At 62.3% G+C, this 21,360-nt stretch carries 21 protein-coding genes; all 21 read left to right on the top strand.

Annotated features, from left to right (window positions below; translation table 11 throughout):
- Nucleotides 1-4: 4 nt before the first annotated feature.
- The 21 genes from OOT55_RS12705 (at nucleotide 5) to OOT55_RS12605 (ending at nucleotide 21,338) form a co-directional block, all read left to right on the top strand.
- Nucleotides 5-385: a DUF423 domain-containing protein gene (locus OOT55_RS12705; protein ID WP_416140958.1), complete on the top strand. Its 381-nt coding sequence runs from the start codon at nucleotides 5-7 to the stop codon at nucleotides 383-385.
- A 73-nt stretch (nucleotides 386-458) separates the two neighbouring features.
- A complete protein-coding gene (gene trmB, locus OOT55_RS12700) occupies nucleotides 459-1,154 on the top strand; it encodes a tRNA (guanosine(46)-N7)-methyltransferase TrmB (RefSeq protein WP_416141005.1) in 696 nt (231 codons plus the stop codon).
- A 301-nt stretch (nucleotides 1,155-1,455) separates the two neighbouring features.
- On the top strand, nucleotides 1,456-2,511 hold the full coding sequence (gene gspC, locus OOT55_RS12695; RefSeq protein WP_265366235.1) for a type II secretion system protein GspC: 1,056 nt from the start codon (nucleotides 1,456-1,458) through the stop codon (nucleotides 2,509-2,511).
- A gap of 27 nt (nucleotides 2,512-2,538) precedes the next feature.
- Nucleotides 2,539-4,515: a type II secretion system secretin GspD gene (gene gspD / locus OOT55_RS12690; RefSeq protein ID WP_265366234.1), complete on the top strand. Its 1,977-nt coding sequence runs from the start codon at nucleotides 2,539-2,541 to the stop codon at nucleotides 4,513-4,515.
- Between the two features lie 18 nt (nucleotides 4,516-4,533).
- Nucleotides 4,534-6,081: a type II secretion system ATPase GspE gene (gspE, locus tag OOT55_RS12685; RefSeq protein ID WP_265368829.1), complete on the top strand. Its 1,548-nt coding sequence runs from the start codon at nucleotides 4,534-4,536 to the stop codon at nucleotides 6,079-6,081.
- Nucleotides 6,082-6,107: 26 nt separating this feature from the next.
- Nucleotides 6,108-7,340, top strand: coding sequence for a type II secretion system inner membrane protein GspF (gspF, locus tag OOT55_RS12680; protein ID WP_265366233.1), 1,233 nt, complete (start codon nucleotides 6,108-6,110; stop codon nucleotides 7,338-7,340).
- A gap of 36 nt (nucleotides 7,341-7,376) precedes the next feature.
- On the top strand, nucleotides 7,377-7,835 hold the full coding sequence (gspG, locus tag OOT55_RS12675) for a type II secretion system major pseudopilin GspG (protein WP_265366232.1): 459 nt from the start codon (nucleotides 7,377-7,379) through the stop codon (nucleotides 7,833-7,835).
- Nucleotides 7,835-8,404 carry a type II secretion system minor pseudopilin GspH gene (gene gspH, locus OOT55_RS12670; protein ID WP_265366231.1) on the top strand — a complete coding sequence of 190 codons (570 nt, stop codon included), beginning with the start codon at nucleotides 7,835-7,837 and terminating at the stop codon, nucleotides 8,402-8,404. Before gspG ends, gspH begins: the two co-directional genes overlap by 1 nt.
- Entirely contained in the window at nucleotides 8,404-8,823 is a 420-nt protein-coding gene (gene gspI / locus OOT55_RS12665; protein WP_265366230.1) for a type II secretion system minor pseudopilin GspI, read from the top strand. Before gspH ends, gspI begins: the two co-directional genes overlap by 1 nt.
- A complete protein-coding gene (gspJ, locus tag OOT55_RS12660) occupies nucleotides 8,810-9,508 on the top strand; it encodes a type II secretion system minor pseudopilin GspJ (protein ID WP_265366229.1) in 699 nt (232 codons plus the stop codon). The genes gspI and gspJ overlap by 14 nt, the downstream gene beginning before the upstream one ends.
- The gene (gene gspK / locus OOT55_RS12655) at nucleotides 9,489-10,487 is read left to right on the top strand and encodes a type II secretion system minor pseudopilin GspK (RefSeq protein WP_265366228.1); all 999 of its coding nucleotides are present in this window, start codon (nucleotides 9,489-9,491) and stop codon (nucleotides 10,485-10,487) included. Before gspJ ends, gspK begins: the two co-directional genes overlap by 20 nt.
- Before the next feature lie 75 nt (nucleotides 10,488-10,562).
- Nucleotides 10,563-11,816: a type II secretion system protein GspL gene (gspL, locus tag OOT55_RS12650; protein WP_265366227.1), complete on the top strand. Its 1,254-nt coding sequence runs from the start codon at nucleotides 10,563-10,565 to the stop codon at nucleotides 11,814-11,816.
- On the top strand, nucleotides 11,813-12,295 hold the full coding sequence (locus OOT55_RS12645) for a type II secretion system protein M (protein WP_265366226.1): 483 nt from the start codon (nucleotides 11,813-11,815) through the stop codon (nucleotides 12,293-12,295). The genes gspL and OOT55_RS12645 overlap by 4 nt, the downstream gene beginning before the upstream one ends.
- A gap of 15 nt (nucleotides 12,296-12,310) precedes the next feature.
- On the top strand, nucleotides 12,311-13,090 hold the full coding sequence (locus tag OOT55_RS12640) for a type II secretion system protein N (RefSeq protein WP_265366225.1): 780 nt from the start codon (nucleotides 12,311-12,313) through the stop codon (nucleotides 13,088-13,090).
- Nucleotides 13,091-13,102: 12 nt separating this feature from the next.
- Entirely contained in the window at nucleotides 13,103-14,116 is a 1,014-nt protein-coding gene (locus OOT55_RS12635; protein ID WP_265366224.1) for an FAD:protein FMN transferase, read from the top strand.
- 119 nt (nucleotides 14,117-14,235) lie between these two features.
- Nucleotides 14,236-14,772, top strand: coding sequence for an AraC family transcriptional regulator (locus tag OOT55_RS12630; protein WP_265366223.1), 537 nt, complete (start codon nucleotides 14,236-14,238; stop codon nucleotides 14,770-14,772).
- Nucleotides 14,769-16,622, top strand: coding sequence for a tetratricopeptide repeat protein (locus tag OOT55_RS12625; protein ID WP_265366222.1), 1,854 nt, complete (start codon nucleotides 14,769-14,771; stop codon nucleotides 16,620-16,622). The genes OOT55_RS12630 and OOT55_RS12625 overlap by 4 nt, the downstream gene beginning before the upstream one ends.
- A complete protein-coding gene (locus OOT55_RS12620; protein ID WP_265366221.1) occupies nucleotides 16,619-19,486 on the top strand; it encodes a tetratricopeptide repeat protein in 2,868 nt (955 codons plus the stop codon). Before OOT55_RS12625 ends, OOT55_RS12620 begins: the two co-directional genes overlap by 4 nt.
- Entirely contained in the window at nucleotides 19,473-20,153 is a 681-nt protein-coding gene (locus OOT55_RS12615; protein WP_265366220.1) for a tetratricopeptide repeat protein, read from the top strand. The genes OOT55_RS12620 and OOT55_RS12615 overlap by 14 nt, the downstream gene beginning before the upstream one ends.
- Nucleotides 20,150-20,458, top strand: coding sequence for a hypothetical protein (locus tag OOT55_RS12610; RefSeq protein ID WP_265366219.1), 309 nt, complete (start codon nucleotides 20,150-20,152; stop codon nucleotides 20,456-20,458). The genes OOT55_RS12615 and OOT55_RS12610 overlap by 4 nt, the downstream gene beginning before the upstream one ends.
- A 199-nt stretch (nucleotides 20,459-20,657) precedes the next feature.
- Nucleotides 20,658-21,338: a MotA/TolQ/ExbB proton channel family protein gene (locus OOT55_RS12605; protein ID WP_265366218.1), complete on the top strand. Its 681-nt coding sequence runs from the start codon at nucleotides 20,658-20,660 to the stop codon at nucleotides 21,336-21,338.
- The last annotated feature ends 22 nt before the right edge of the window (nucleotides 21,339-21,360 follow it).

Below are 21,360 nucleotides of genomic sequence, written 5' to 3'. Positions count from 1 at the left end.
CGCTATGGCGGCTGTGTTTTTGGTGTTGGCCGCGCTGTTTGGCCTGTTATCGGTCATGCTCGGCGCCTTTGCCGCCCACGGGCTGAAAGCCAGGCTGACGGCACCCGCCCTGTCCGCGTTTGAGACCGGGGTTCAGTATCAGATGTACCACGCCCTGGCGCTGCTGGCGGTGGTTGCACTGCTGCGCTGGTTCGGTCCGACGCTCTCCCTGCTGACCGCCGGTTGGGCCTTTGTCCTGGGGGTGTTGCTGTTCTCCGGTAGCCTCTACGGGCTGGCTCTGGGGGGGCCGCGCTGGTTGGGACCGGTGACGCCGCTGGGCGGCTTGTGCTTTATGGCGGGCTGGGTCCTGTTGCTGGCGGTGGGCATCCGGGCCCTGAGAGCCTGAGGCGATCCGGGAAGCCTCAATACATTCGTAGATAGTGGAATTCATGACTGAACAAGATGACAGCCGGCTGATGATTCGCCCGGAGTACAAGCCAAAGGCCATTCGAAGCTACGTGATCCGCGCCGGGCGCATTACCGAGGGACAACGAGCGGCGTTCGACGATTGCTGGCCCCGTTACGGGCTCAGTCTTCATGACGGGCGGCTGGACCTGGAGGCCACCTTTGGCCGGGTGGCCCCTCGGGTGCTGGAAATCGGTTTTGGTATGGGCGACTCCCTGCTGGCCATGGCGCAGCGGGAGCCGGACAAGGACTTTATCGGCATTGAAGTGCATCCGCCCGGCGTGGGCCGACTGATCAAGGGCGCCTCCGACGCTGGACTGGATAACCTTCGCGTGTATATGGCGGACGCCATTGATGTTCTGGATGACTGTATCCCGGAGGGCAGCATCGATCGCTTTCAGCTGTATTTCCCCGATCCTTGGCACAAAAAGAAACATCATAAGCGGCGCATCGTACAGCCGGTCTTTGTCGAAAAGGTGCGCACCAGGCTCAAGCCCGGCGGTGTTTTTCACCTGGCGACGGACTGGCAGAATTACGCCGAGCATATGCAGGTGGTGATGGAGGCGGCTCCGGGATTCACCAATGCGGTGGCGCCGGGGCAATACGCGGAGCGTCCCGACTACCGTCCGATCACCAAATTTGAGCAGCGAGGTGCCCGTCTGGGGCACGGCGTGTGGGACTTGCTGTACCGGGCCTCGGCCTCTGAGTAGCGACAAAAGCCGGGCGACAGGCCCCGCCAAACGTGACTTTGGTCGCGATTCCCGAGGGGTTCCGGTTTCAATTCCGGGGCAGAGACGGTATGCTCGCCGAGCGTTTTCACAGCGAGTGGAATTTACATTGGCATAATAGTGTCATAACCATCGGTTACAAGGCCTCTTGCGCTTTGGCGTCCTTTTCTTGGCCTGACCGATCTGGGGTACAATCCGTGGTAATGGCCGGATAAGAATAAAACCATCGTGGCGCAGGCAGATCGCCAGTGGTAGCGCGTTCGAGCGTGCGTGGAGTAGTCAATTGTCGAACACAGAAAGGCAACACAATCCGTCGGCACCCTCAGTGACCGACTGGCGCAGTGAACGACTGGCCGAGTGGCTGCGTCAGGGTGGCGTATGGCTGGGGCGGGTGCCCTCCGGTGTCTGGCGTTTTTGTGCCAAATTTCTCATTGTCCTGTGGCTTGGCCACACCCTGGCCCAACTTCTGTGGGCGCTGGTGCCAGCACCGGATATCCCAAAGGCGCAAGTGGCACCGAATGCGGTGTCCTCCGAGCGCAGTGGTGGATCGGCCAGAGCCGTGGATATCGCGGCGCTGGCGTCACTCAATATTTTTGGTGAGGCCACGGCCGAGGAAGAGCCCGGTGCGCTTGAAGCTGCGGGTCCCGCGAGCGGCCCCAGTATTGAAGATCAGGCGGTGGATACCGATCTGAAGCTGGTGCTGCGCGGTGTGATGGGGAGTAATGACGAAAAGGCCGCGCGAGCCATTATTGCCGATGGCAAGAATCAGGCACTCTACGCCCCCGGCGATGAGTTGCCGGTTCGGGGTAATGTCACTCTGGAAAAAGTGTTGCCCTTGCGGGTCATTCTGAACAACGCCGGGCGGTACGAATCGCTGTGGCTTTATACCGACGACGACTGGAGCAGCAACCTTGCCGCCAGCCAGCCGGTTCCCGATACCCCCGGGCGCAGTTGGGAGGGCGATGATGAGCCGGTTTACGACACACCGGCAGAAACGCCCGACGATACCGACACTGCGCCGGAGGAAGCGCTGGAGCAGGCTGCGGATGAAGTTGCCGAGCGGGTGGGCAGCCAGTCCTTGTCCGATGTGGTCTCCATGAGCATTCACCGGGAAAACGGTCAGATTGTCGGGTACAAGATCCGTCCCGGCCGGGATCGACAACTGTTTGATTCACTTGGCCTGCAGGCCGACGACGTGGTCAAGGCGGTCAACGGAGTTGAACTCACCAGTCCGCAGCGCGTCATGGAAATTTATCGCGAAATGGGCGATGCCCGTTCCGCCAGCCTTCTGATTGACCGGAATGGCCAGGAAGTCTCAATCGACATCGAGCTCGAATAACAGCGAGGAAGACCAGTGAAAGTGTGTGTGCAACGTCTGGCAGGAACTCTAGCAGCGGCTCTGTTCTGCGTCAGCCTCAATGCCTGGGCGCAGCAGACCTGGACGGTGAACTTCAAGGACACCGACATCCAGGAAGTGATCAAATTCGTTGCGGATGCCACCGGCAAGACCATCCTGGTGGACCCCAAAGTGCGGGGCCAGGTGCGGGTCATTTCCCAGGACGCGGTCAATAAAGAAGAGCTGTACGAGCTGTTCCTGTCCATGATGGATGTGCAGGGGTTCACCGCCGTTGAAAATGGCAATGTGGTGCGCATCGTGCCCAACCGGGATGCCCGGTCGCTGCCGGTACCTACTGACCTGGGCTCCAATCCACTTGGGGATGACACCTACGTGACCCAGGTGCTGAAGCTGGAAAATATCAGTGCCTCCAAAGTACTGCCCACCCTGCGTCCGCTGGTTCCCCAGCACGGCCACCTGTCCGCCTATGACCCCAGCAATGCCATCATTGTCACGGACACCCGCTCCAATATTCTGCGTCTGAAAGAAATCATTGCCCAGATTGATCAGTCCTCGGTGGTGGAAACCGAACTGATCGAGCTGGAGTTTGCGCTGGCCGAAGATGTGGCCCGCGCCGTGACCCAGATTGAGAAGCCCGGCGCCGGAGAAGGTGGTCAATCCGAGCTCACCGTGGTGCCGGACAACCGGATCAATGCGGTGCTGGTGCACGGGGATGATCTGCAGCGTCAACGCATCCGCATGCTGGTTGAGCGTCTGGACCGTCCGCGCACCAAAGACAGCAATGTGCGCGTGGTGTATCTCAAGTACGCCAAAGCCGAGAATGTTGCCCAAGTATTGAACGGCGTGATGCAGAACATCGCCCGCTCCGAAGAGGGGGGGAACAACAACGCCCGTCGTCAGGAGACCAATGTCCAGGCCGATGAAGACACCAACTCCCTGCTGATCACCGCCAACAGCGATACCATGGAGTCACTGCTGGCGGTCATCGACAGCCTCGATATTCGTCGCGCCCAGGTGCTGGTCGAAGCGATCATTGTGGAAGTTGAAGACAGTGACGGTCGCGAGCTGGGCATTCAGTGGATGTACCGTGACGACAAGCGCGGCTTCGGCAGTTCCACTACTGGTAGCGGTCAGTTGGGCGCCATCGGTCAGGGTGCGCTGGACGATAGCGACGACGGACTGGTCAGCCTTGCCGGTAGCCTTTCGCAGACTCAAGGTCAGGTATTTGGTATTGGTCGGCTGGGTGAGCGCACCGACTTCCTGGGCATTCTCAACATGCTGCAGGAAAACAGTTCAACCAACATTCTGTCCACGCCCAACCTGTTGACCACCGATAACCATACGGCGTCGATTTCCGTGGGCCAGAACGTGCCTTTCGCCACCGGCTCCTATGCCTCCACGGGCGGTAACAGCAATCCCGGAAACCCCTTCCGGACCATTGAGCGTCGCGACGTGGGTATTCTGCTTGAGGTCACGCCCCACGTGAACGCCGGCGACAGTGTGGTGCTGGATATCTCTCAGGAGGTCTCCAGTCTGTCCAACCTGAATAACGCCGACGGTCCGATCACCAACCAGCGCAAGCTGGAAACCCAGGTGCTGGCCGCCAACGGCGAAACCGTGGTCCTGGGCGGGTTGATTGAGGAGGAAATTCAGACCTCGGTGCAGAAAGTCCCCTTCCTGGGCGATGTGCCGATCATGGGACGCCTGTTCCGTAACCAGGTGGACTCGCTGTCGAAGACCAATCTGCTGGTCTTTATCCGGGCCACCGTGATTGAGGACGACCAGTTGCTTAAAGGGGCGACTGCGGAAAAGTACGAAACGCTACGTAAGCAGCAAGAGAACCGCCGCCGCGCGGGTGGCATGCTGTTCAGTAGCGATGAAATCCCCATGCTTCCGGAGTGGCAGGAAAAAGTCGAAGATGCCGAACGCATTCGCATGATGAGTGAGGAGCGTGAGGAAGACCAGGCCGACGGGGCCGAGGAGTAACCTGTGGCGGTAGAGTCGATGCTGGAAGAGTATGAGGAGAACAACGCTCCCCCGGGGTTACCGGAGGAAGAGGAAGTTCAGGCTGCCAGCGCTGGCGACGACGCGGCCCATGCCCGTCTGCCGTTCTCCTTTGCGTCCAATCACGGGGTGATGTTGGACGAAGAGGAAAGCGACGCTACCCTGCTCTATCGCCCCGGACTCAATCTCAACGTATTGCTGGAGTTACAGCGTTACCTCGGGACCGAGTTTCGCCTGAAAGAAATTCCGACCGAAGATTTTCAACGGCGCCTGACCCAGGTCTATCAGAGTGGCGATGGCGCCGCCCAGCAGGCGGCCGAAGATCTGGGGGCCGAGTACGACCTGTCCTCCATGGCCGAGGATCTCGCGGACCGGACGGACCTGCTGGCGGGCAATGATGACGCTCCGATTATCCGCCTGATCAACGCCATTCTGTCCCAGGCGGTGCGCGAGGGCGCTTCGGATATTCACCTGGAGCCTTTTGAAGATCGGGTGTCGGTGCGCTTCCGCATCGATGGGGTGCTGAGCGAGATCCTGTCGCCCAAAGCCGAGCTGGCACCGGTGCTGGTATCGCGCCTGAAAGTGATGGCGCGCCTGGATATTGCCGAAAAGCGACTGCCTCAGGACGGCCGGATCACCGTGCGCCTGGCGGGTCACGCCGTGGACATCCGCGTGTCCACCATTCCCTCGGCCCACGGTGAGCGTATTGTATTGCGTCTGCTCGATCAGGCGGCGGGGCAACTGACCCTGGACCAGCTGGCCATGCCGCCCTTTGTGCGCGACCGGCTGGCCAAGGCCCTGCTCAAGCCCCACGGCATCATTCTGGTGACCGGCCCGACCGGTTCGGGTAAAACCACCACCCTGTATGCGGGCCTGAGCCACATCAACACCCGCAGCCGTAATATCCTGACCATTGAGGACCCGGTGGAATACCTCTTGCCGGGAATCGGCCAGACCCAGGTCAATTCCAAGGTCGACATGACCTTTGCCCGCGGGCTGCGCGCGATTCTGCGCCAGGACCCGGACGTGGTAATGGTGGGTGAAATCCGCGATGGCGAGACCGCCGAAATCGCCATTCAGGCCAGTCTGACCGGTCACCTGGTGCTCTCCACCCTGCACACCAACACCGCCATCGGCGCGGTCATGCGCCTGAAAGACATGGGGGTTGAGCCCTTCCTGCTGGCCTCCAGCCTCGAAGTGGTCATGGCCCAACGTCTGGTGCGCAAGCTCTGCCAGGCCTGCCGGGAGCCCCATCAGGCCGATCAGGCCGAGCGGGAACTGATGAATCTGCCGGAGGGGGCCACCCTCTACAAACCGGTGGGCTGCAAGCAGTGCAACAACATGGGTTATCGGGGCCGTAAAGGGATCTACGAGCTGATTGAAATCAATGAGCGGATGCGTCACTTGATCCACGAGCAGGCCGGTGAACACGAACTGATCGCCGAGGCGCGCAAAAACAGTCCGTCCATCAGTGATGATGGTCGCCAGTGCGTGCTCGACGGGGTGACCAGCCTGGAGGAAGTGCTCCGGGTCACCACCGCCAGCTAGCCGACGTAACCGCGAGACGATACGCCATGGGTGCCTACAGTTATCAAGCATTGAATGAGGCCGGTAAAACGGTCAAGGGCATTCTGGAGGGTGACTCCGAGCGCCAGGTACGCAGCCAGTTGCGCGCCAAACGACTCAAGCCCCTGGACGTCAGTAGCGTCACCGGCGGGCGTCGGGCCACCAAAGGCGAGCCGGGCCTGGCGGGGCTGCGCCAGCGCTGGCGCAGCAAGATGAACGCCCGGGATCTGAGCCTGATCACCCGGCAACTGGCGTCTTTGGTCAAGTCCGGATTGCCCCTGGATGAAGCCTTGCAGGCCACCGCCAAGCAACAGCAGAAACCGAATAACAAACAGATCATCCTCCAGGTGCGCACCAAAGTGCTCGAGGGGTTCAGCCTGGCCAAGGCTCTGGGGGAAGTGCCCGGCGCCTTCGATACCATGTACTGCGCGCTGGTCAAAGCCGGGGAGAGCTCCGGTTATCTGGCACCGGTGCTGGAGCGTCTGGCGGAGTACACCCAGAGCAACCAGCAGATTCAGCAGCGGCTGAAAATGGCCATGATCTATCCGCTGGTGCTGCTGTTTATCAGTATCACGGTCATTGTGGCCCTGATGGCGTTTGTGGTGCCCAAGCTGGTCAGCGTGTTCCAGCAGGGGGAACGGGAACTGCCGGCATTGACCCAGTTTCTGATTGCCAGTAGCGATTTCATCCTCAACTATGGGCACTACACCCTGTTGGTGTTGATCGGACTGGTGGTCGGCTTCCGGCGCCTGCTGCGCAATGAGGCGCGGCTGCGACGCTGGCATGAAATCAAATTGAAGCTGCCGGTCATGGGCAACCTGATCCGGCAGATCAATTCGGCGCGCTTTGCGGCGACCCTGGCCCTGTTGTCCTCCAGTGGCGTACCGCTGTTGCAGGCGCTGCGGATTGCCGGCCAGGTGATGACCAACAAGATCATGCAGGAAGCCTGTGAAGCGGTCGCCGAAGATGTTCAGGAAGGGACCAGTCTGCACCGGGCGATGGAAAATTCCGGGTTCTTTCCGCCGCTGCTGGTTCAGTTGGTGGCCAGCGGTGAGGCCAACGGTACCCTGCCCGAACAGCTTGAGAACGCCGCCCAGGACCAGGAGCGGGAACTGGAGATGATGCTCGGGGTGGCCATGGGGCTGCTGGAACCGGCGACGGTGGTGTTTATGGGTGGCGCCGTCTGCCTGATCGTGATGGCAATTCTGCAGCCGATTTTCGAAATGAACAGTCTCATCTGACCTGAGATCTTCAATAACACAGTGGGAGTTACATCTATGAACCGGAACCCTAAAGGCCTTGGCCGTCAGAGCGGCTTCAGCCTGATTGAAATCATGGTGGTGGTCATCATCATCGGCTTGTTGGCCAGCATCGTCGCACCGGCGGTGCTGAACCGCGCTGATGAAGCGCGCCTGCAGAAAGTGCAGGCCGACTTCAAGGCGATTCAGACCGCGTTGAAGCTGTACCGTATCGATAACTACGTGTACCCCACCACCGAGCAGGGGCTCGAAGCGCTGGTACAACGCCCGACCATGGCACCCGAGCCGCGCAACTGGAAGCAGGGCGGCTACCTGGATGAGCTGCCGCAGGACCCCTGGGGCTCGCCCTATCAATATCTGAGCCCGGGCGAAACCCGCGAGTACGATATTTACACTCTGGGCGCCGACGGTGTCAGTGGCGGTCAGGACCAGAATGCGGATATCAGTGTCTGGGACGAGAGCGTCCAGAACGATTGATGAATCGCCCTTGCCCGATGAACCACCAGCGGGGTTTTACGCTGGTGGAAATCATGGTGGTGGTGATGATTATTGGCATCGCCGTGGCCATGGCATCACTCTCTATCGGGGGTGATGACAGCGCCTCGCGGGCCGAAGAAACCACTGAGCAGTTTATGCTGGAGGCACGTTTCGTATCCGAGCAGACCGTGCTCAACCAGGAAATCATCGGGCTGTTCTGGGAGCCGAGAACCAGCGCCGGAACGACTCGCCAACGCTGGTGTTACCACTGGCAGCGATTTCGGGATCAGGCCTGGAGCCCCATGGGCGAGAACCTGAGCGGAGAGTGCCTGCCGGAAGACTTTCAAGTGGAAGTCCGCTCGGAGGGGGAGCAGTGGCAGTACGATCCCCGTCAGGACCCGCAGCGCCCGGTGCTGGTGTTCTACCCGAGCGGTGAAGCTACACCCTATGAAATGGCCATCATGCCGGCGCAGTTCGACGACAACGAAACCCAGCGGGTAGAGGTGTCCATGATGGGGGACCTGACCTGGCTGAATCGCGAGGAAGCGCGCGAGTGGGAGGAACGGTGATGCGTCGGGCCCCGGGAAGCGTCAGGCGGACAAAGGGCTTCACCCTTATCGAGGTGATGGTGGCGCTGGTCGTGGTTGCGGTGGCGCTGCCGGCTTTTCTGATGCTGGTGATGTCCCAGTTGGATGGCACTGCGGCGATCCGGAACAAAACCCTGGCGTTCTGGGTGGCCGAAAACGAGATGACCCGGTTGCACCTGCAGAGCCGCCTGCTGACCGATTTCACCCTGCCGGATCAGGACCAGGGAGAGGTGACGCTGGCGGGCCGGGAATGGCGCTGGGAATTGAGCAATGACGCCCTGGAGATTGGCGATTACGGGGAGATGGCCGCGTTTCGGCAGATTGAAATCGCGGTGTCTCCACAGACCGATCAGGACAATGTCTTGGCCCGTCTGGAAGGGATTTTCAATGCGGAGCCCTAGATTGTACCTGGCCCGCCAGCGGGGTTTTACCCTGCTGGAAATGATGGTGGCCCTGGCCATTGCGGCGGCCATTGCCACCATGGCGTACCAGGCCCTGGATTCGGCCAGTCGCGGTGCCGAGCGCAGTCGGGAAGTCATGGAGGGCATTAACCGATTGGACCGGGCCTGGCAGATCATCAGCGCGGACCTGCGCCACATTCTGCCGCCGGAACCGGGGCCGACGGGATTGCGGAATCCGTTTTCCGCGGATCCTTTTGGGGGGATTGGCCAGGAAGAGCGGTTGATGCTGTTTACCCGCCACTCCTGGTTGAACCCGATGGAGCGGTTGCGCAGTGATCTGCAGGAGGTCAGTTACCGCCTGGAGGAAGGGGTTCTGTGGCGGGACTACCGGCCGGTGCGCAACCGGCCCTTCGATGAGTACGATTTTGAGGAACAGGCGCTTCGACAGCGGCTGTTGGAAGGAGTGACCACTGTGGAGCTCCGCTTTCTGTCCCAGGCGCTGCTGGCCCGTTCCGGACGCAGCGCTCTGGATGGTGACGATTACCTGCGGGACTGGGCCGAGGCCTGGCCCGACCCGAATCAGGTCGGGGGCAACCCGGCGGAACTGCCGCTGGCCGTTCTGGTGCGCATAGAAATGGAGGGCGTCGGTGTCAGTGAACGCCTGTTTGAAATCACCCAGTTCTGAGCGCGGCGCCGTGCTGATCATGGCCCTGCTGATCGTCAGCGTGGTGGCCGGGCTCGCGGTGAAGTTTACCGGTGAGTACCAGTTGGGGTTGGCCAAGGCCGAGAGCCGCTGGCATGGCGCCCAGGCGCGCTCCTATCTGCTGGCGGCGGAGACCGTGGCCCGCTTTGTGCTGGAGCTCGACCCGGACCCGGAAGTGGACTACCCGGAGGAAGGCTGGGGCGGAGAAACCCCCGTGGAGCTCGGCGGCGTCTGGCTGTTTGTCTCAATCACCGATGCTCAGAGTCGCATCAACCTGAATGACCTCGGGGGTGGCAACCTGAACTCCCAGCGGGCGCACAATGACCCGGAGCGCTACACGGAGATGCAGCGGCGCTTCATCCGCCTGCTGCAGACGTTTGATGAAGAAGGGGTGCCGTTGAACCCCGATGAGGCCATCGCCATACTCGAATCGGTGGTGGACTGGATGGACCCGGACAACGAGGTCAGCGGGTTCGGCGGCGCCGAGGGCGATTACTACCTGGGCCTGGACCCGGAGTATCTGCCGGCCAACCGGACTTTTGCCAGTGTGGAAGAGCTGCGTCTGGTGCGGCACATCACGCCGGAACTGATGGAGCTGCTACGACCGCACCTGACGGTGTTGCCGGCGGGGTTGCCGACCAACGTCAATACGATGTCCGACCGGCTATTGCGGACCATAAACAGTACCGAGGACCTGCTGCCACTCAGTCAGTCCCAGGTTGAACTGCTGCGTCAGGCCTGGCCGGCGGAAGGTTTTTATCCGGACGTCAACAGCTTCCGGGGTGACAGTGTCTGGGCCAGTCTCGGGGTGACTCCGGAAACCGGAACCCTGTCGGTGAGCACCAGTCACTTTGCGGTCAATACGGTCGCGTCTCTGGTGGAGCAGCGCCGGGCGATGCGCAGTATCCTGCGGCGCTCGAATGACGAGCTGACCGTGGTGCGTCGCACAGATGTGTACTGACGGGCGTGGGTATTCGCCCAATCAATTTACAGACGGGATCAGCCGTCCGATAACGGAACAACAACGATAGCGCTTATGGCCAATCAACTTGTGCTTTACACCAATCGCGCCCAGGACCAGTTTCGCTGGTGCTGGCTCGATGCCGACGGGCAACCGTTGCTCGACAGCGCCGCCTCGGGGGATCTCGATACCCTGGGGGCGATGCTCGGGGAAGGGCATCACAGCGTCTGGTTGCTGCTGCCGGGAAACCAGGTGGTCACCCGCGAACTGGAATACGCGGAAGCCGAAAAAAAGCATCTGCGTCGGCTGTTGCCCTTTCAGCTTGAAGAAAGCGTGATTGGCGACATCGAGCAATTTCATTTCGCCCTCGGCCCGGTGCGTGAAGGGCGCGCCATTGCCGCCTATGTCGAGCAGTCCTGGTTGCGCCAGTTGTTCGATCGTCTGGGCGAGTATCACATCGAGGTCCAGCGCACCTGGCCCCTGCCGCTGATGATGCCCTTGCCGCGAGAGACCGAGCTGTCCGAGCAATATCCCTATTGGACCCTGCAGTTGCAGGGCGATCAACTGTTGGTGCGGTACGCCCCCAACCTGGGGTTCAGCCTCGATCGGGAGCAGGCGCGCCTGAGTCTGCAGATGCTGCTCACCGCCCAGAACCGGGTGGACAATCTGCCCCGGCTCAACCTGCGCGCGGAGACCGATGCGGAGTTGGTCACTCTGAAGGCGCTGCTGCCGGATGAACTCAAGGACCGTATTGATGAGCAGGCGGTCGTGCCGTTCTGGCAACTGGACTTTACTGAAACCGGACGCGTGAATCTGTGTCAGGGCGAGTTTTCCCAACGACTGCCGATTGAGCGCTGGTGGCGCTCCTGGCAGGGAGTTGTTGCGGCGGCGGCGGCCTGTCTCTTCCTGTATGTGGGGGTGACGGTTTATCAGGTGAATCAGTTGGAAGCTGAAAACATCGAAATTCGCCGGGAAATCGAGCGGGTGTACCGCTCGGTGGCGGGCCCGGGCAACCTGGTGGATGCGGAGCGTCAGTTGCGCCAGCAGTTGACCGAGTTGCAGCCGGCCAGTGCCAGTGGCCAGGTGACGCCGTTTTTGGGTGATCTGTTCCCGGCGCTGGCGGAATCCGGCGGCGTCACCCTGAGCGCGGTTTCCTATGCGGCCCGCAGTGGCGAGTTGAGCCTTAACGTCAGAGCCGACACCTTCAACGCCATTGAATCCCTGCGCGGTGATATTCAGACCCGGGGATTGCAGGCGGAGCTGCTCAGCGCCAGTGCACAGGGTGACAGTCACACGGCTCGCCTGAAAGTCACCGGAGGTCGCCCATGAAAGCGGTATTTGATTGGCTCTCCCGGTACAACCGGCGCGAGCAGACCATTCTTCTGATCGGCGGTGTGGCCGTATTGCTTTACCTGTTATGGAAAGCGGTGCTGGTACCGATGGCGGACTGGAAAGAGCGCCAGCTCAACGCCAACCGGGCCGTGAGTCAGTCACTCGGTCGGGTGGAATTGCTGGCCGCCCAGATTGAACAGGCGCGCACTAATGCCCAGAGTGGTCAGGACGACGACAGTAACCTGAGTGCCCTGGTGGACAGCAGCCTGCAGGCCAACAACCTGAGCATGAGTGGCTTCCAGCCGGGTACCGGGGGCCAGGTCAGAGTGCGCCTGGACGATGTGCCCTATGACCGGTTCATTCAGTGGCTTTACGACATGGAGTACCAGCATGGCGTCTCCGTGGTGGACTTCTCCATGGCCGGGACCAGTGAACAGGGTCGCGTGACCGTCAATATTCGACTGCAAAAAAACTGAGATAACGACAACGCTATGTGGGACACCCTGTCAAAATTCATTCCCCCGATCCGCTGGATACTCCTGCTGATTGTTCTGACCCTGTTGTTTGCCCTGACCCGCATTCCGGCGACCTGGGCCGCCTACTTCATGACCCAGGGCAACACGTTGGGGCTCAGTGGTGTGCAGGGAACCGTCTGGTCGGGGCAGGCCCGTATGGCCAGTATCGAAATTGACAACCGGCACTATTCGCTGGGGGCGTTGCGCTGGGAGCTCAACCCCTGGTCGCTGCTCACCCTGACACCCTGCGCGGACGTCAGTGCGGCACTGGAAGCCCAGACTATTGATGGTCGGGTCTGCGCCGGGTTGGGTGGATCGTTGCGGGTCAGTGACACCAGTATCGATGCGCCGGCCAGCCTGGTGCAGGCGGGGGTTCCCGTGCCGATTCAGGGGCAGCTCGCCGCCAATATTCAAATCATGCGCCTGAGTGGCGGACGTCTGTCCGAACTCCAGGGCAACCTGAGCTGGACCGGCGCCCGGGTTCAGGCCGACGGCACCTGGGTGACACTCGGCAGCTTTGCTGCCGAGGCCCGCTACGATGCGGAGCGCGATGCGCTGGTGGCGGATGTGTTTGATCTGGACGGTCCCATCGACCTGGAGGTCGAAACCCGACTGCCTCTGGCCGGAGGGATTTTTGTGGAAGGCGAGCTGGAATTGACCGGCGCCTTCAGCGATCAGATCCAGGCGCGTGAATGGCTGCCCATGGTGCTCGAGCACCGAGAGGGCAACCGCTACCACGTCGACCTGCAGTTCTGACGGCGCGCCAGGATGATGCCCCGCCTCCCGGTCGTCATCGCTCTCAGGTTCATGTTGCTGGGACTCCTGGCTCTGGTCAGCTCGCCCAGCACCGCCGAGTGGTACAGCGACCAGCAGGCCATCATGGGCACCGAAGTGGTGGCCCGCCTGTGGCACGACGATCCTGAGCAGGGGCGGGCCGCCCTGGCCGCGGTGATGAACGAACTGCATCGTATCGACCGCCATTTCAGCCCCTACAAACCGGACAGTGAATTGTCCCGGCTCAATCGCGAGGCGCCCAAAGCCAGCGCCGAAACTCCCTTGCCCATCACGGCCGAACTCGCGGAGCTGTTGCACCAGTCCATACAGTACGGCGAGCTGACCGACGGCGCCTTCGATGTGACCTTCGGCTCGGTCGGGCGTCTCTACGACTACCGCTCGGGGCACCAGCCCGACGACGCCACCCGCAAAGCGCTGCTGGCGGCCATCGACTATCGACGCATTCACCTGGATCGTAAGGCGAATACCGTCTGGTTCGACCATCCCAAGCTGTATGTCGATCTGGGTGGCATCGCCAAGGGCTACGGCGTGGACCGGGCCATTGAGTTGTTGCGTGCACGGGGTGTGAAGCACGCCAGCGTCAGCGCCGGAGGCGATACCCGACTGATTGGCGACCATCGCGGTCGCCCCTGGCGGGTGGGCATCAAAAATCCCCGCGCGCCCGAGGATGTCGCCATCGTGGTACCCCTCAGCGATGAAGCGATTTCCACCTCCGGCGATTACGAGCGTTACTTCGTGGATGCGCAGGGCCAGCGCATTCATCATATTCTCAATCCTCGCACCGGCACCTCGGCCCGGGGCATCATCAGTGCGACGGTGCTGGGTCCCCGGGCTATGGACACCGATGCGCTTTCAACCAGCGTATTTGTTCTCGGTCTGGAGGCGGGCCTGGCGCTGATCAATCGGCAGCCGGAATTCGAAGCCATTGTGATCACCGACGACGGTCGAGTGCATTACAGTGACGGGCTGGTTGACCCGGAGGACTAGGGCATCGTATGGCCCAAGTGTGCGCGCCGTCACAATTCCAACGCACCGGTGCCACTAGAATAATAAGCCGTTATAAGCTGCGCCAGAACTCGCACGTTTCCGTCAGGAGAGCCTTCCAAATGTCATCCCAATTCTTCCGTCCGGTGCGGCGGCTCGTCGGATTTTGTGCGGCCCTGGTATTGGCCGTCCCGTTGGCCTGGGCGCAAAGTGATCTCGAATCCGATCTGGAACAGCTTAAAGAGGACACCCTGAACCTCAACCGCGACCTGCTGATTCTGGAAGAAGAGCTGCTCTATCCCGCATCGAGCCAGATAGCGGTGTACCTGTCGGTGGATCTCGGGGAATTCTTTCATCTGGACGGGGTGCGCCTTCAGGTCGATGGCGAGCCGGTGGCCGCTCAGTTGTATACCGATGCTCAACGGGAGGCACTGTATCGAGGCGGTGTTCAGCGGCTCTATCTGGGCAACCTGAACTCGGGCGAACATGAGATCAGTGCGGTGTTTACCGGCCTCGGGCCCGACGGACGGGATTACAAGCGCGGCGCCGATCTGCTGGTGGAAAAAGGTCAGGAGCCGCTGGTGCTGGAACTGAAAATCGTGGACTCCGAGCGCAAACTGCAGCCGGTTTTTGCCATTGAGGAGTGGGCGCTGCAATGAGGCAATGGGCGTTGCCACTGGCTTTTGCCCTGTTCGGCCTGGCTCCGGTTGCCTGGGGCCAGGCTGACTTGCGTGAAGGCGTGGCTCGCTATCACTACTATCAGAACGATTACCTGCCGGCCCTGAGCGAGCTGATGGTGGCCCGGGAGCAGGGTGCTCTGGGGGCCGATGAGGGCGCCGTCCACGAGGGTGCCATCCGGATGGCTTTCGGCATGTCGGCCAGCGCCGAGCGTCTGCTGGAGTCCGCCTTGTCGGGCCGTCCGAAGCAGCGCGACGCGGCACGTTTCTATCTGGGCAAACTGCACTATCTGAGGGGCGATTGGGCGCAGGCCACCGATGCCTGGGCGCGAGTGGGTGATGCCCTCGACCCGGATCTCGCCCGGGAGCGTCGTGCGCTGGAGTGGCAGTGGCGCCTGCGCACCGGTCAACCCGACCCGGTTGATCCCCGGGTGCTGTGGGACCAGTTGGATGAGTGGGCGCCGGTCGTACTCTACAACCTCGGCGGTGCTTTTGCCCGGGCCGGTGATCGGGTCCAGGCCCGGCGTTACTACCAGGCATTGATAGACGGTGCGCCCCGCCGTCAACGGCAGGATGCGGAATACCTCGCCCTGCGCGATCGGGCCAACACCGCGCTGGGTTTTTCTGCCCTGCTGGCACAGGATTTCGAGCGCGCCGAGCAGGCTTTCGATCGGGTGCGCCTGACTCGCGAGGATGCGGACCAGGCATTGCTGGGGTATGGTTGGGCCGCGCTGGAGCGGGGGCAGCCCGCCCGCGCGGTCCGCATCTGGCAGGCACTGAGTGAGCGTTCGCTCACCGGTAGCGCGGCCCAGGAGGCGCTGGTGGCCCTCCCCTACGCCTATACGCAACTCGACGCCTCCCAGGCGGCGCTGGATGCCTACGATCGGGCCGATGCGCGTCTGGAGGAAGAGCTCGCCCGGGTGGGCCAGCTCCGGCAACAATTGACCCCCGCTTATCTGCGCCGTCAACTGGCCGCGACCGACCTCCGGGGCACACTGTCTCTGGAGGGCCGTGAAAACTGGCTGACGCTGACCGAATCCACCGTTGCCGCCAGCGCCGATCCCTACCTGTCCGACTGGGTCAATCAGAGTCCGTTTCAGAGTCAGGTACAGGCGCTCAGTGATCTGCGCGATCAGGCGCAATTGTTGGCGGACTGGCCCGAGAAGTTGGCCCACTACGGGCAACTGTTGCGGGACAAGCGTGCCCTGCGCACTGACCGCCAGGCAGAGGTTGCGCGACGCCAACTCTGGACCCAGGCCGAGCAGCTGCGTGAGCGACGTGCCCCGCTGGCGGCCCGCCTGTCCGACATCGAAGCCCGGGCGGATTATCTGGCTCTGGCGGATGATGAGACCCGGCGCCTGTACGAGCGTGTCGAGGCGGCGCTTGAGCGGGCCGATCGGCTGACGGCGGCGGGTGAGTTGGAGAACCCCCGGGAAACCCGGGCCCGATTGGCGCTGTACCGGGGCATACTGCTCTGGCGTGCCGCTCAGGACTATCCAGACCGTCTGTGGCGGGTGCGCAAACAGCAGCGGGACCTGGACCGCGCTCTGGCGCAATTGCGTACCCGGCAAGACCGGGTCCGCTCCGTGATTGCGGACAACCCGGATATTGAACCGGCGCTGGCCCGCATCGCCGAGCGGACCGAGGCGATTGCGCGTCAGCGGCAACGGCTCGATGAGGCGCAGCAGCGTCAGGCCGAACAGCTCGCGGACAACCTTCAGACGCACCTGGCACAACACCAAGCCCGTTTGACGCAGTACCTCTCTCGCGTGCGGCTGGGCGCCGCCCGTCTGCAGGATCGCGCGCTGCGTGATCAGGGAGGTACACCGTGAGTCGCGTCCTGAGATTCCTCGGCCTGATCAGTGCCCTGGCCCTGATCGCCGGCTGCGTGAATTCCGGGAATCCGCACGGTGGCCTGGAGGCTTTGCCGGAGGCCCGGCTGCCCGACGCCGAAGCGCTGGCTCCGGAATCGGCCGAGCGCATTGCCCAGCGTTACGAGCGGGCGTTGGCGGTGGCGCAGGAGCCGGCCCTGCAACTGGACATCCGCTGGCGTCTGGCGGATCTGGCGATGGCCCGCAGCGAAGCGGCGCTGGCGCGATCGGACAGTGCCGAGCCGCAATTTGACGAGCCGATCGAGCGGTACCGGGCGCTGCTGAGCGATTACCGTGAAGGCCGCTGGGTGGAGGACGGCATCGAGCCGCCGGCCGCCCCGGATCATCTCTACTACCAGTTGGCCAAAGCCTACGCGCTGGATGGCCGTATGGAAGAAGCGGACCGGACACTGGTGGCGCTCGCCGAGCAATTCCCCGGGTCGCGCTATTACGCCGAGGCCCAATTTCGCCGCGCCGAGCGGGCGTTCTCGCAAGGGGATTACGCGGCGTCCGAGGCGCTTTACCGCGAGCTGCTGCCGGGGGTAGATGCAGTTCCCGAGTTTGGCCAGAACGCCCTCTACATGCGCGCCTGGGCGCAGTTCAAGCAGGGGGATTACCCGGAGGCACTGGAGAGCTTCGCCGGCGTCCTGGATCATCTGCTCCTGCCGGCGGATAACGCGGCGCAGGTGGACCGGGCCTGGGCGCAACTCAGTGGTGCCCAGGCCGAGGTGGCGGGCGATGCCCTGCGTGCCATGGCCCTGTCGTTCGCCTATCTCGATGGCCCCGACAGTATTCAGGTGCTGGCGGGCCGGATTGGCACTCGCCCTTACGAACATCGGTTATACCTGCGCCTCGCCGAAACCTATCGGGAGCAGGAGCGAGTACGCGATGCTGCCGATACTTACGGCCGGTACGTGTTTGATAATCCGGACAGCGACCTGGCGCCGGAGTTTACTCTGGCCCAGATCGAGACCTATCGGGAAGGGCGCTACCCGACATTGGTAAGAGCCACGCAGCAGGAGTTTGTGCGTCGCTACGGTCTTTTGAGCGCCTACTGGTTTAAGCGCGGCGGTCAGCCGGGGGAACTTGTGGAAGATTCGCTGCGCGAGTTTCTGCCGATGCTGGCCAACTTCCAACACGCCCGGGCCCAACGCCTGGCGGACGAAGGCGCCGGAGAAGAGCAGACCCGCCGGGCATTTGCCCACGCTGCCACCTGGTATCGGGAGTTCGTGGCCAGTTTCCCTGACGACCCGGCCGTACCGGAACAGCGCTTTTTGTTGGCGGAAGCCCTCAATGCCGCCGGGCAGTGGCCAGAAGCGTTGGATCATTATCATCGGGTGGCGTTTGACCATCGGGATCCGGAGTACGGCCGCGAGGCCGGCTACGCGGCGGTGTTGCTCGCCGATGAACTGGAGCGCCGGGCCGGGCCGGAGACCGGTCACTGGTGGGCCCGACGGCTTGAGGTGGGACAGCAGTTTGCGGATCAATATGCCGATGACCCGAGAGCGACCGGGGTACTCGGTCACCTGGCCCGCGGACAGCTTGAGCGCGGCGAGCTCAATAGTGCCGCCGCGCTGGCGCAGAGACTGCTTGACTGGCAGCCGCCGGCCGGTCCTGATGAGCAGTTCAGCGCCTGGCTGGTACTCGGTCACAGTCAATTCGATCTGGGCCGGTTTGCCGCTGCGGAGCGGGCCTACTGGCAGGTACTTGAGCGCTGGCCCGACACCGAAGGTGGTAGTGACGGAATGATGGCCGGTACGCCCAGTCGGGCCGAGGTGCGCGAGCGCATTGCCGCCAGTATGTACCAGCGCGCCCGCCAGCAACTGGATGCCGGGGAGATGTCCGGGGCGGTGGCGCTGCTCGCGGAGATTCCCCAGGCTCTGCCCACCACCGAAGTGGCGGTCCAGGCCCAGTTCGATACGGCACACTACCTGATGCAGCTTGAACGCTGGCCCGAGGCGCAACGGGCCCTGGAGACGTTCCGGGCCGCCTATCCCGATAGCCCACTGCAGGCGCAGATTCCGGTGCGTCTGGCCAGGGTCTATCAGGCCCGGGAAAACTGGCTGGCGGCCGCCGCCGAGCTGTGCCGGGTCGAGCAGACCAGTGACGATCCAGAGCTGCAGCGGGAGTCGCTTTACCTGGCCGCTGAGCTTTACCAGCGTGCGGGTGAACAACGCGAGGCGATCGACGCTTTTCGACGCTATGCGCACAACTACCCGCAACCGGCGGCCGACCGGCGCGAGGCGGAGTACCAGATGACCGAGCTCTATCGGCAGACCGGTGAGGCGGACAAACGCGCGTTCTGGTTGCGTCGCTTGGTGGAAGGCCATCAGTCGGGGGGCGGTCGCTCCAACTATCTCGCCGCCTTCGCCGCCAGCGAATTGGCGGAGTCGAGTTTCAATGCGTTCAGTCAAATCAAACTGCGCCTGCCTCTGGGGCCGAGCCTGGAGCGCAAACAGGCGGCACTGGAGCGGGCGCTGGCGGATCAGGAAGCCATTCTGGATTACGGTGTGGCCGAGTTCAGTACCCGCGCCAGTCATCGCATGGCGGCCATCTACCACCAACTGGGGCGTGACCTGATGGACTCCGAACGCCCGGAAGGTCTGGGGGTGCTGGAACTGGAGCAGTACGACATTCTACTGGAAGAGCAGGCCTACCCCTTTGAGGAAAAAGCCATTGAGCTCTACGAAATCAATGCCCGACGCACCCAGCGCGGCGTTTACGACCAGTGGGTCAAAGAGAGCTTCGAAGCGCTGGCGCAGATACTGCCGGCCCGCTATGGCAAGGAAGAACAGGTGGCGGAGGTCAGCCGTGGGATTTACTGATCTGAATGCTGTGCGGCGGCTGGCTGCGCTGTGTGCCATCCTGGGCCTGGCCGCCTGCACCACAGCGCCGCCATCGAAGCCGGAGGCGGAGGTGAATGCCCAAACCGAGGCGTCGGCGCCATCGGCGCTACCCGAAGGCCCGGTAACCCCCAACCCCTATGAACAGATGGCGGTGAGTGTCAGCGCCCGGGCGCAGGCGGACTTCGACCGGGCCCTGGAGGCCATGGCCCAAGGCGATGACGCGCTGGCACGGCGGCTGCTGAGCGCGATGACCGAACAGTATCCCGGGCTGTCCGGTCCCTGGGTCAATCTGGCGAAAATTCACAGTGAACAGGGTCGGGTAGCGGAAGCCAAAGCCGCCCTTGAGCAGGCCCTGTCGATCAACCCCAATAACCTCGACGCCTACAACCAACTGGCCTTGTTGCAGCGTGAGACCGGTGACTTCGATGCCGCGGAGCGGTCCTATCGGCAGGCGCTGACGGTCTGGCCGTTTCACGCCCAAAGCCATCTGAACCTGGGGATCTTGCTGGACCTCTATCGCGGCGAGGGTGAACAGGCGCTATTGCACTACCGCGCCTACCAGCAACGCCAGGATGAACCGGACCGTCGGGTGGCGGGCTGGATCGTGGATCTGGAGCGGCGCCTGGCCGCAGAGGAGGCACAATGAATCATCGGACTCGGGGACTGTTTGCCTTGCTGCTGATGGGTCTGTCAGCGTCGCTTTGGGCTCAAGAGAGTGAAGTCGACGCTGAGCGGGACGCCGGGCCGGTGATTGAGCTGGAATCCCGGGTCACCGGCAACCGTGAGCAGCCCCAGGTTTTTCATGTGGTGCCCTGGCAAACCCCGGAGAGCCCAGAGCCGGGCTATGACCCCCTGGAGCGGCAACTGGAGAGTGTATTCGGTCACGTCGAGCGGGATGAACTGCAGCGCAGCCTGCGTCAGCGGAAAGAGACGGTCGAAATCGCCGACTGAACGGCAGCGGAATCCTCCCAAAAACCAACCTGCTTCACAGTTTCGCTGCGGCCAAGTCGGCATAATGATCAACGCGTCAGGCGGGTTTGCCCGTCTCAACACTATTTCAAAAAATATATTCAAAAAAACATAGCAGGCTTTATAAACATCCGTCGTTCTTTGCAGGCGACGTCGCGTTTGTATTTTGAGGGCAATACCCATGGAATTTATCACTACCGTGCTGCGTTTTTTCCAGAACGGCGGCCCCTTCATGTATCCCATTGCACTGGTGCTGGTGGTAGGGGTGGCCGTGGCGCTGGAGCGCTGGCTCTACCTGACTCACGCCAAGTCCGCCAACCGCAAGGCCTTTCAGCAACTGATGCCACTGCTGAAAAAGCGCGACTACGCCGGCGTGATGAAACTCGGCCAGACCTCCAACGCCCCTATTGCCCGGATCATCAGTGCCGGTGTCGCCCGGATGAGCCAGTCCCAGCGTCGCGACGACATTGAATTGGCGATGGAAGAGGGGGTCATGGAAGCCATGCCCCGCCTGGAAAAGCGCACGCCCTATCTGGCGACTCTGGCCAATATCGCCACCCTGCTTGGCCTGCTCGGCACCATCATCGGTCTGATTGCCGCCTTTACCGCAGTGGCCGATGCCGACCCGGCGGAAAAAGCCAACCTGCTCTCGGCCAGTATTTCTGTGGCCATGAATACCACTGCTTTCGGCCTGATGTCGGCCATTCCCCTGTTGTTGTTTCACGCCACCCTGCAGACCAAAACCACCGAGATCATCGACAGTCTCGAAATGGCGGGCGTCAAATGCCTGAACCTGATGGGGGTGGGCACGGCTCAGCGGGCGAGCGGTAAGCCCGGTTCTGAACCATCGGCACAAGCCTGACGCCGTCCTCGCGGCCTTCTTA

The sequence above is a fragment of the Marinimicrobium sp. C6131 genome (assembly GCF_026153455.1).
GTDB lineage: Bacteria > Pseudomonadota > Gammaproteobacteria > Pseudomonadales > Cellvibrionaceae > Marinimicrobium.
Note: the sequence above shows the minus strand (reverse complement) of the source record. Positions and strands in the feature narration are given on the sequence as shown.

Excerpts from the sequence above, each read along its gene's own strand:
- OOT55_RS12705 (WP_416140958.1), top strand. The coding sequence starts at position 5 with ATGGCGGCTGTGTTTTTGGTGTTGGCCGCGCTGTTTGGCCTGTTATCG.
- gspE (WP_265368829.1), top strand. The coding sequence starts at position 4,534 with ATGCTGGAAGAGTATGAGGAGAACAACGCTCCCCCGGGGTTACCGGAG.
- gspF (WP_265366233.1), top strand. The coding sequence starts at position 6,108 with ATGGGTGCCTACAGTTATCAAGCATTGAATGAGGCCGGTAAAACGGTC.
- gspG (WP_265366232.1), top strand. The coding sequence starts at position 7,377 with ATGAACCGGAACCCTAAAGGCCTTGGCCGTCAGAGCGGCTTCAGCCTG.
- gspH (WP_265366231.1), top strand. The coding sequence starts at position 7,835 with ATGAATCGCCCTTGCCCGATGAACCACCAGCGGGGTTTTACGCTGGTG.
- gspI (WP_265366230.1), top strand. The coding sequence starts at position 8,404 with ATGCGTCGGGCCCCGGGAAGCGTCAGGCGGACAAAGGGCTTCACCCTT.
- gspJ (WP_265366229.1), top strand. The coding sequence starts at position 8,810 with ATGCGGAGCCCTAGATTGTACCTGGCCCGCCAGCGGGGTTTTACCCTG.
- gspL (WP_265366227.1), top strand. The coding sequence starts at position 10,563 with ATGGCCAATCAACTTGTGCTTTACACCAATCGCGCCCAGGACCAGTTT.
- OOT55_RS12645 (WP_265366226.1), top strand. The coding sequence starts at position 11,813 with ATGAAAGCGGTATTTGATTGGCTCTCCCGGTACAACCGGCGCGAGCAG.
- OOT55_RS12640 (WP_265366225.1), top strand. The coding sequence starts at position 12,311 with ATGTGGGACACCCTGTCAAAATTCATTCCCCCGATCCGCTGGATACTC.
- OOT55_RS12635 (WP_265366224.1), top strand. The coding sequence starts at position 13,103 with ATGATGCCCCGCCTCCCGGTCGTCATCGCTCTCAGGTTCATGTTGCTG.
- OOT55_RS12630 (WP_265366223.1), top strand. The coding sequence starts at position 14,236 with ATGTCATCCCAATTCTTCCGTCCGGTGCGGCGGCTCGTCGGATTTTGT.
- OOT55_RS12625 (WP_265366222.1), top strand. The coding sequence starts at position 14,769 with ATGAGGCAATGGGCGTTGCCACTGGCTTTTGCCCTGTTCGGCCTGGCT.
- OOT55_RS12610 (WP_265366219.1), top strand. The coding sequence starts at position 20,150 with ATGAATCATCGGACTCGGGGACTGTTTGCCTTGCTGCTGATGGGTCTG.
- OOT55_RS12605 (WP_265366218.1), top strand. The coding sequence starts at position 20,658 with ATGGAATTTATCACTACCGTGCTGCGTTTTTTCCAGAACGGCGGCCCC.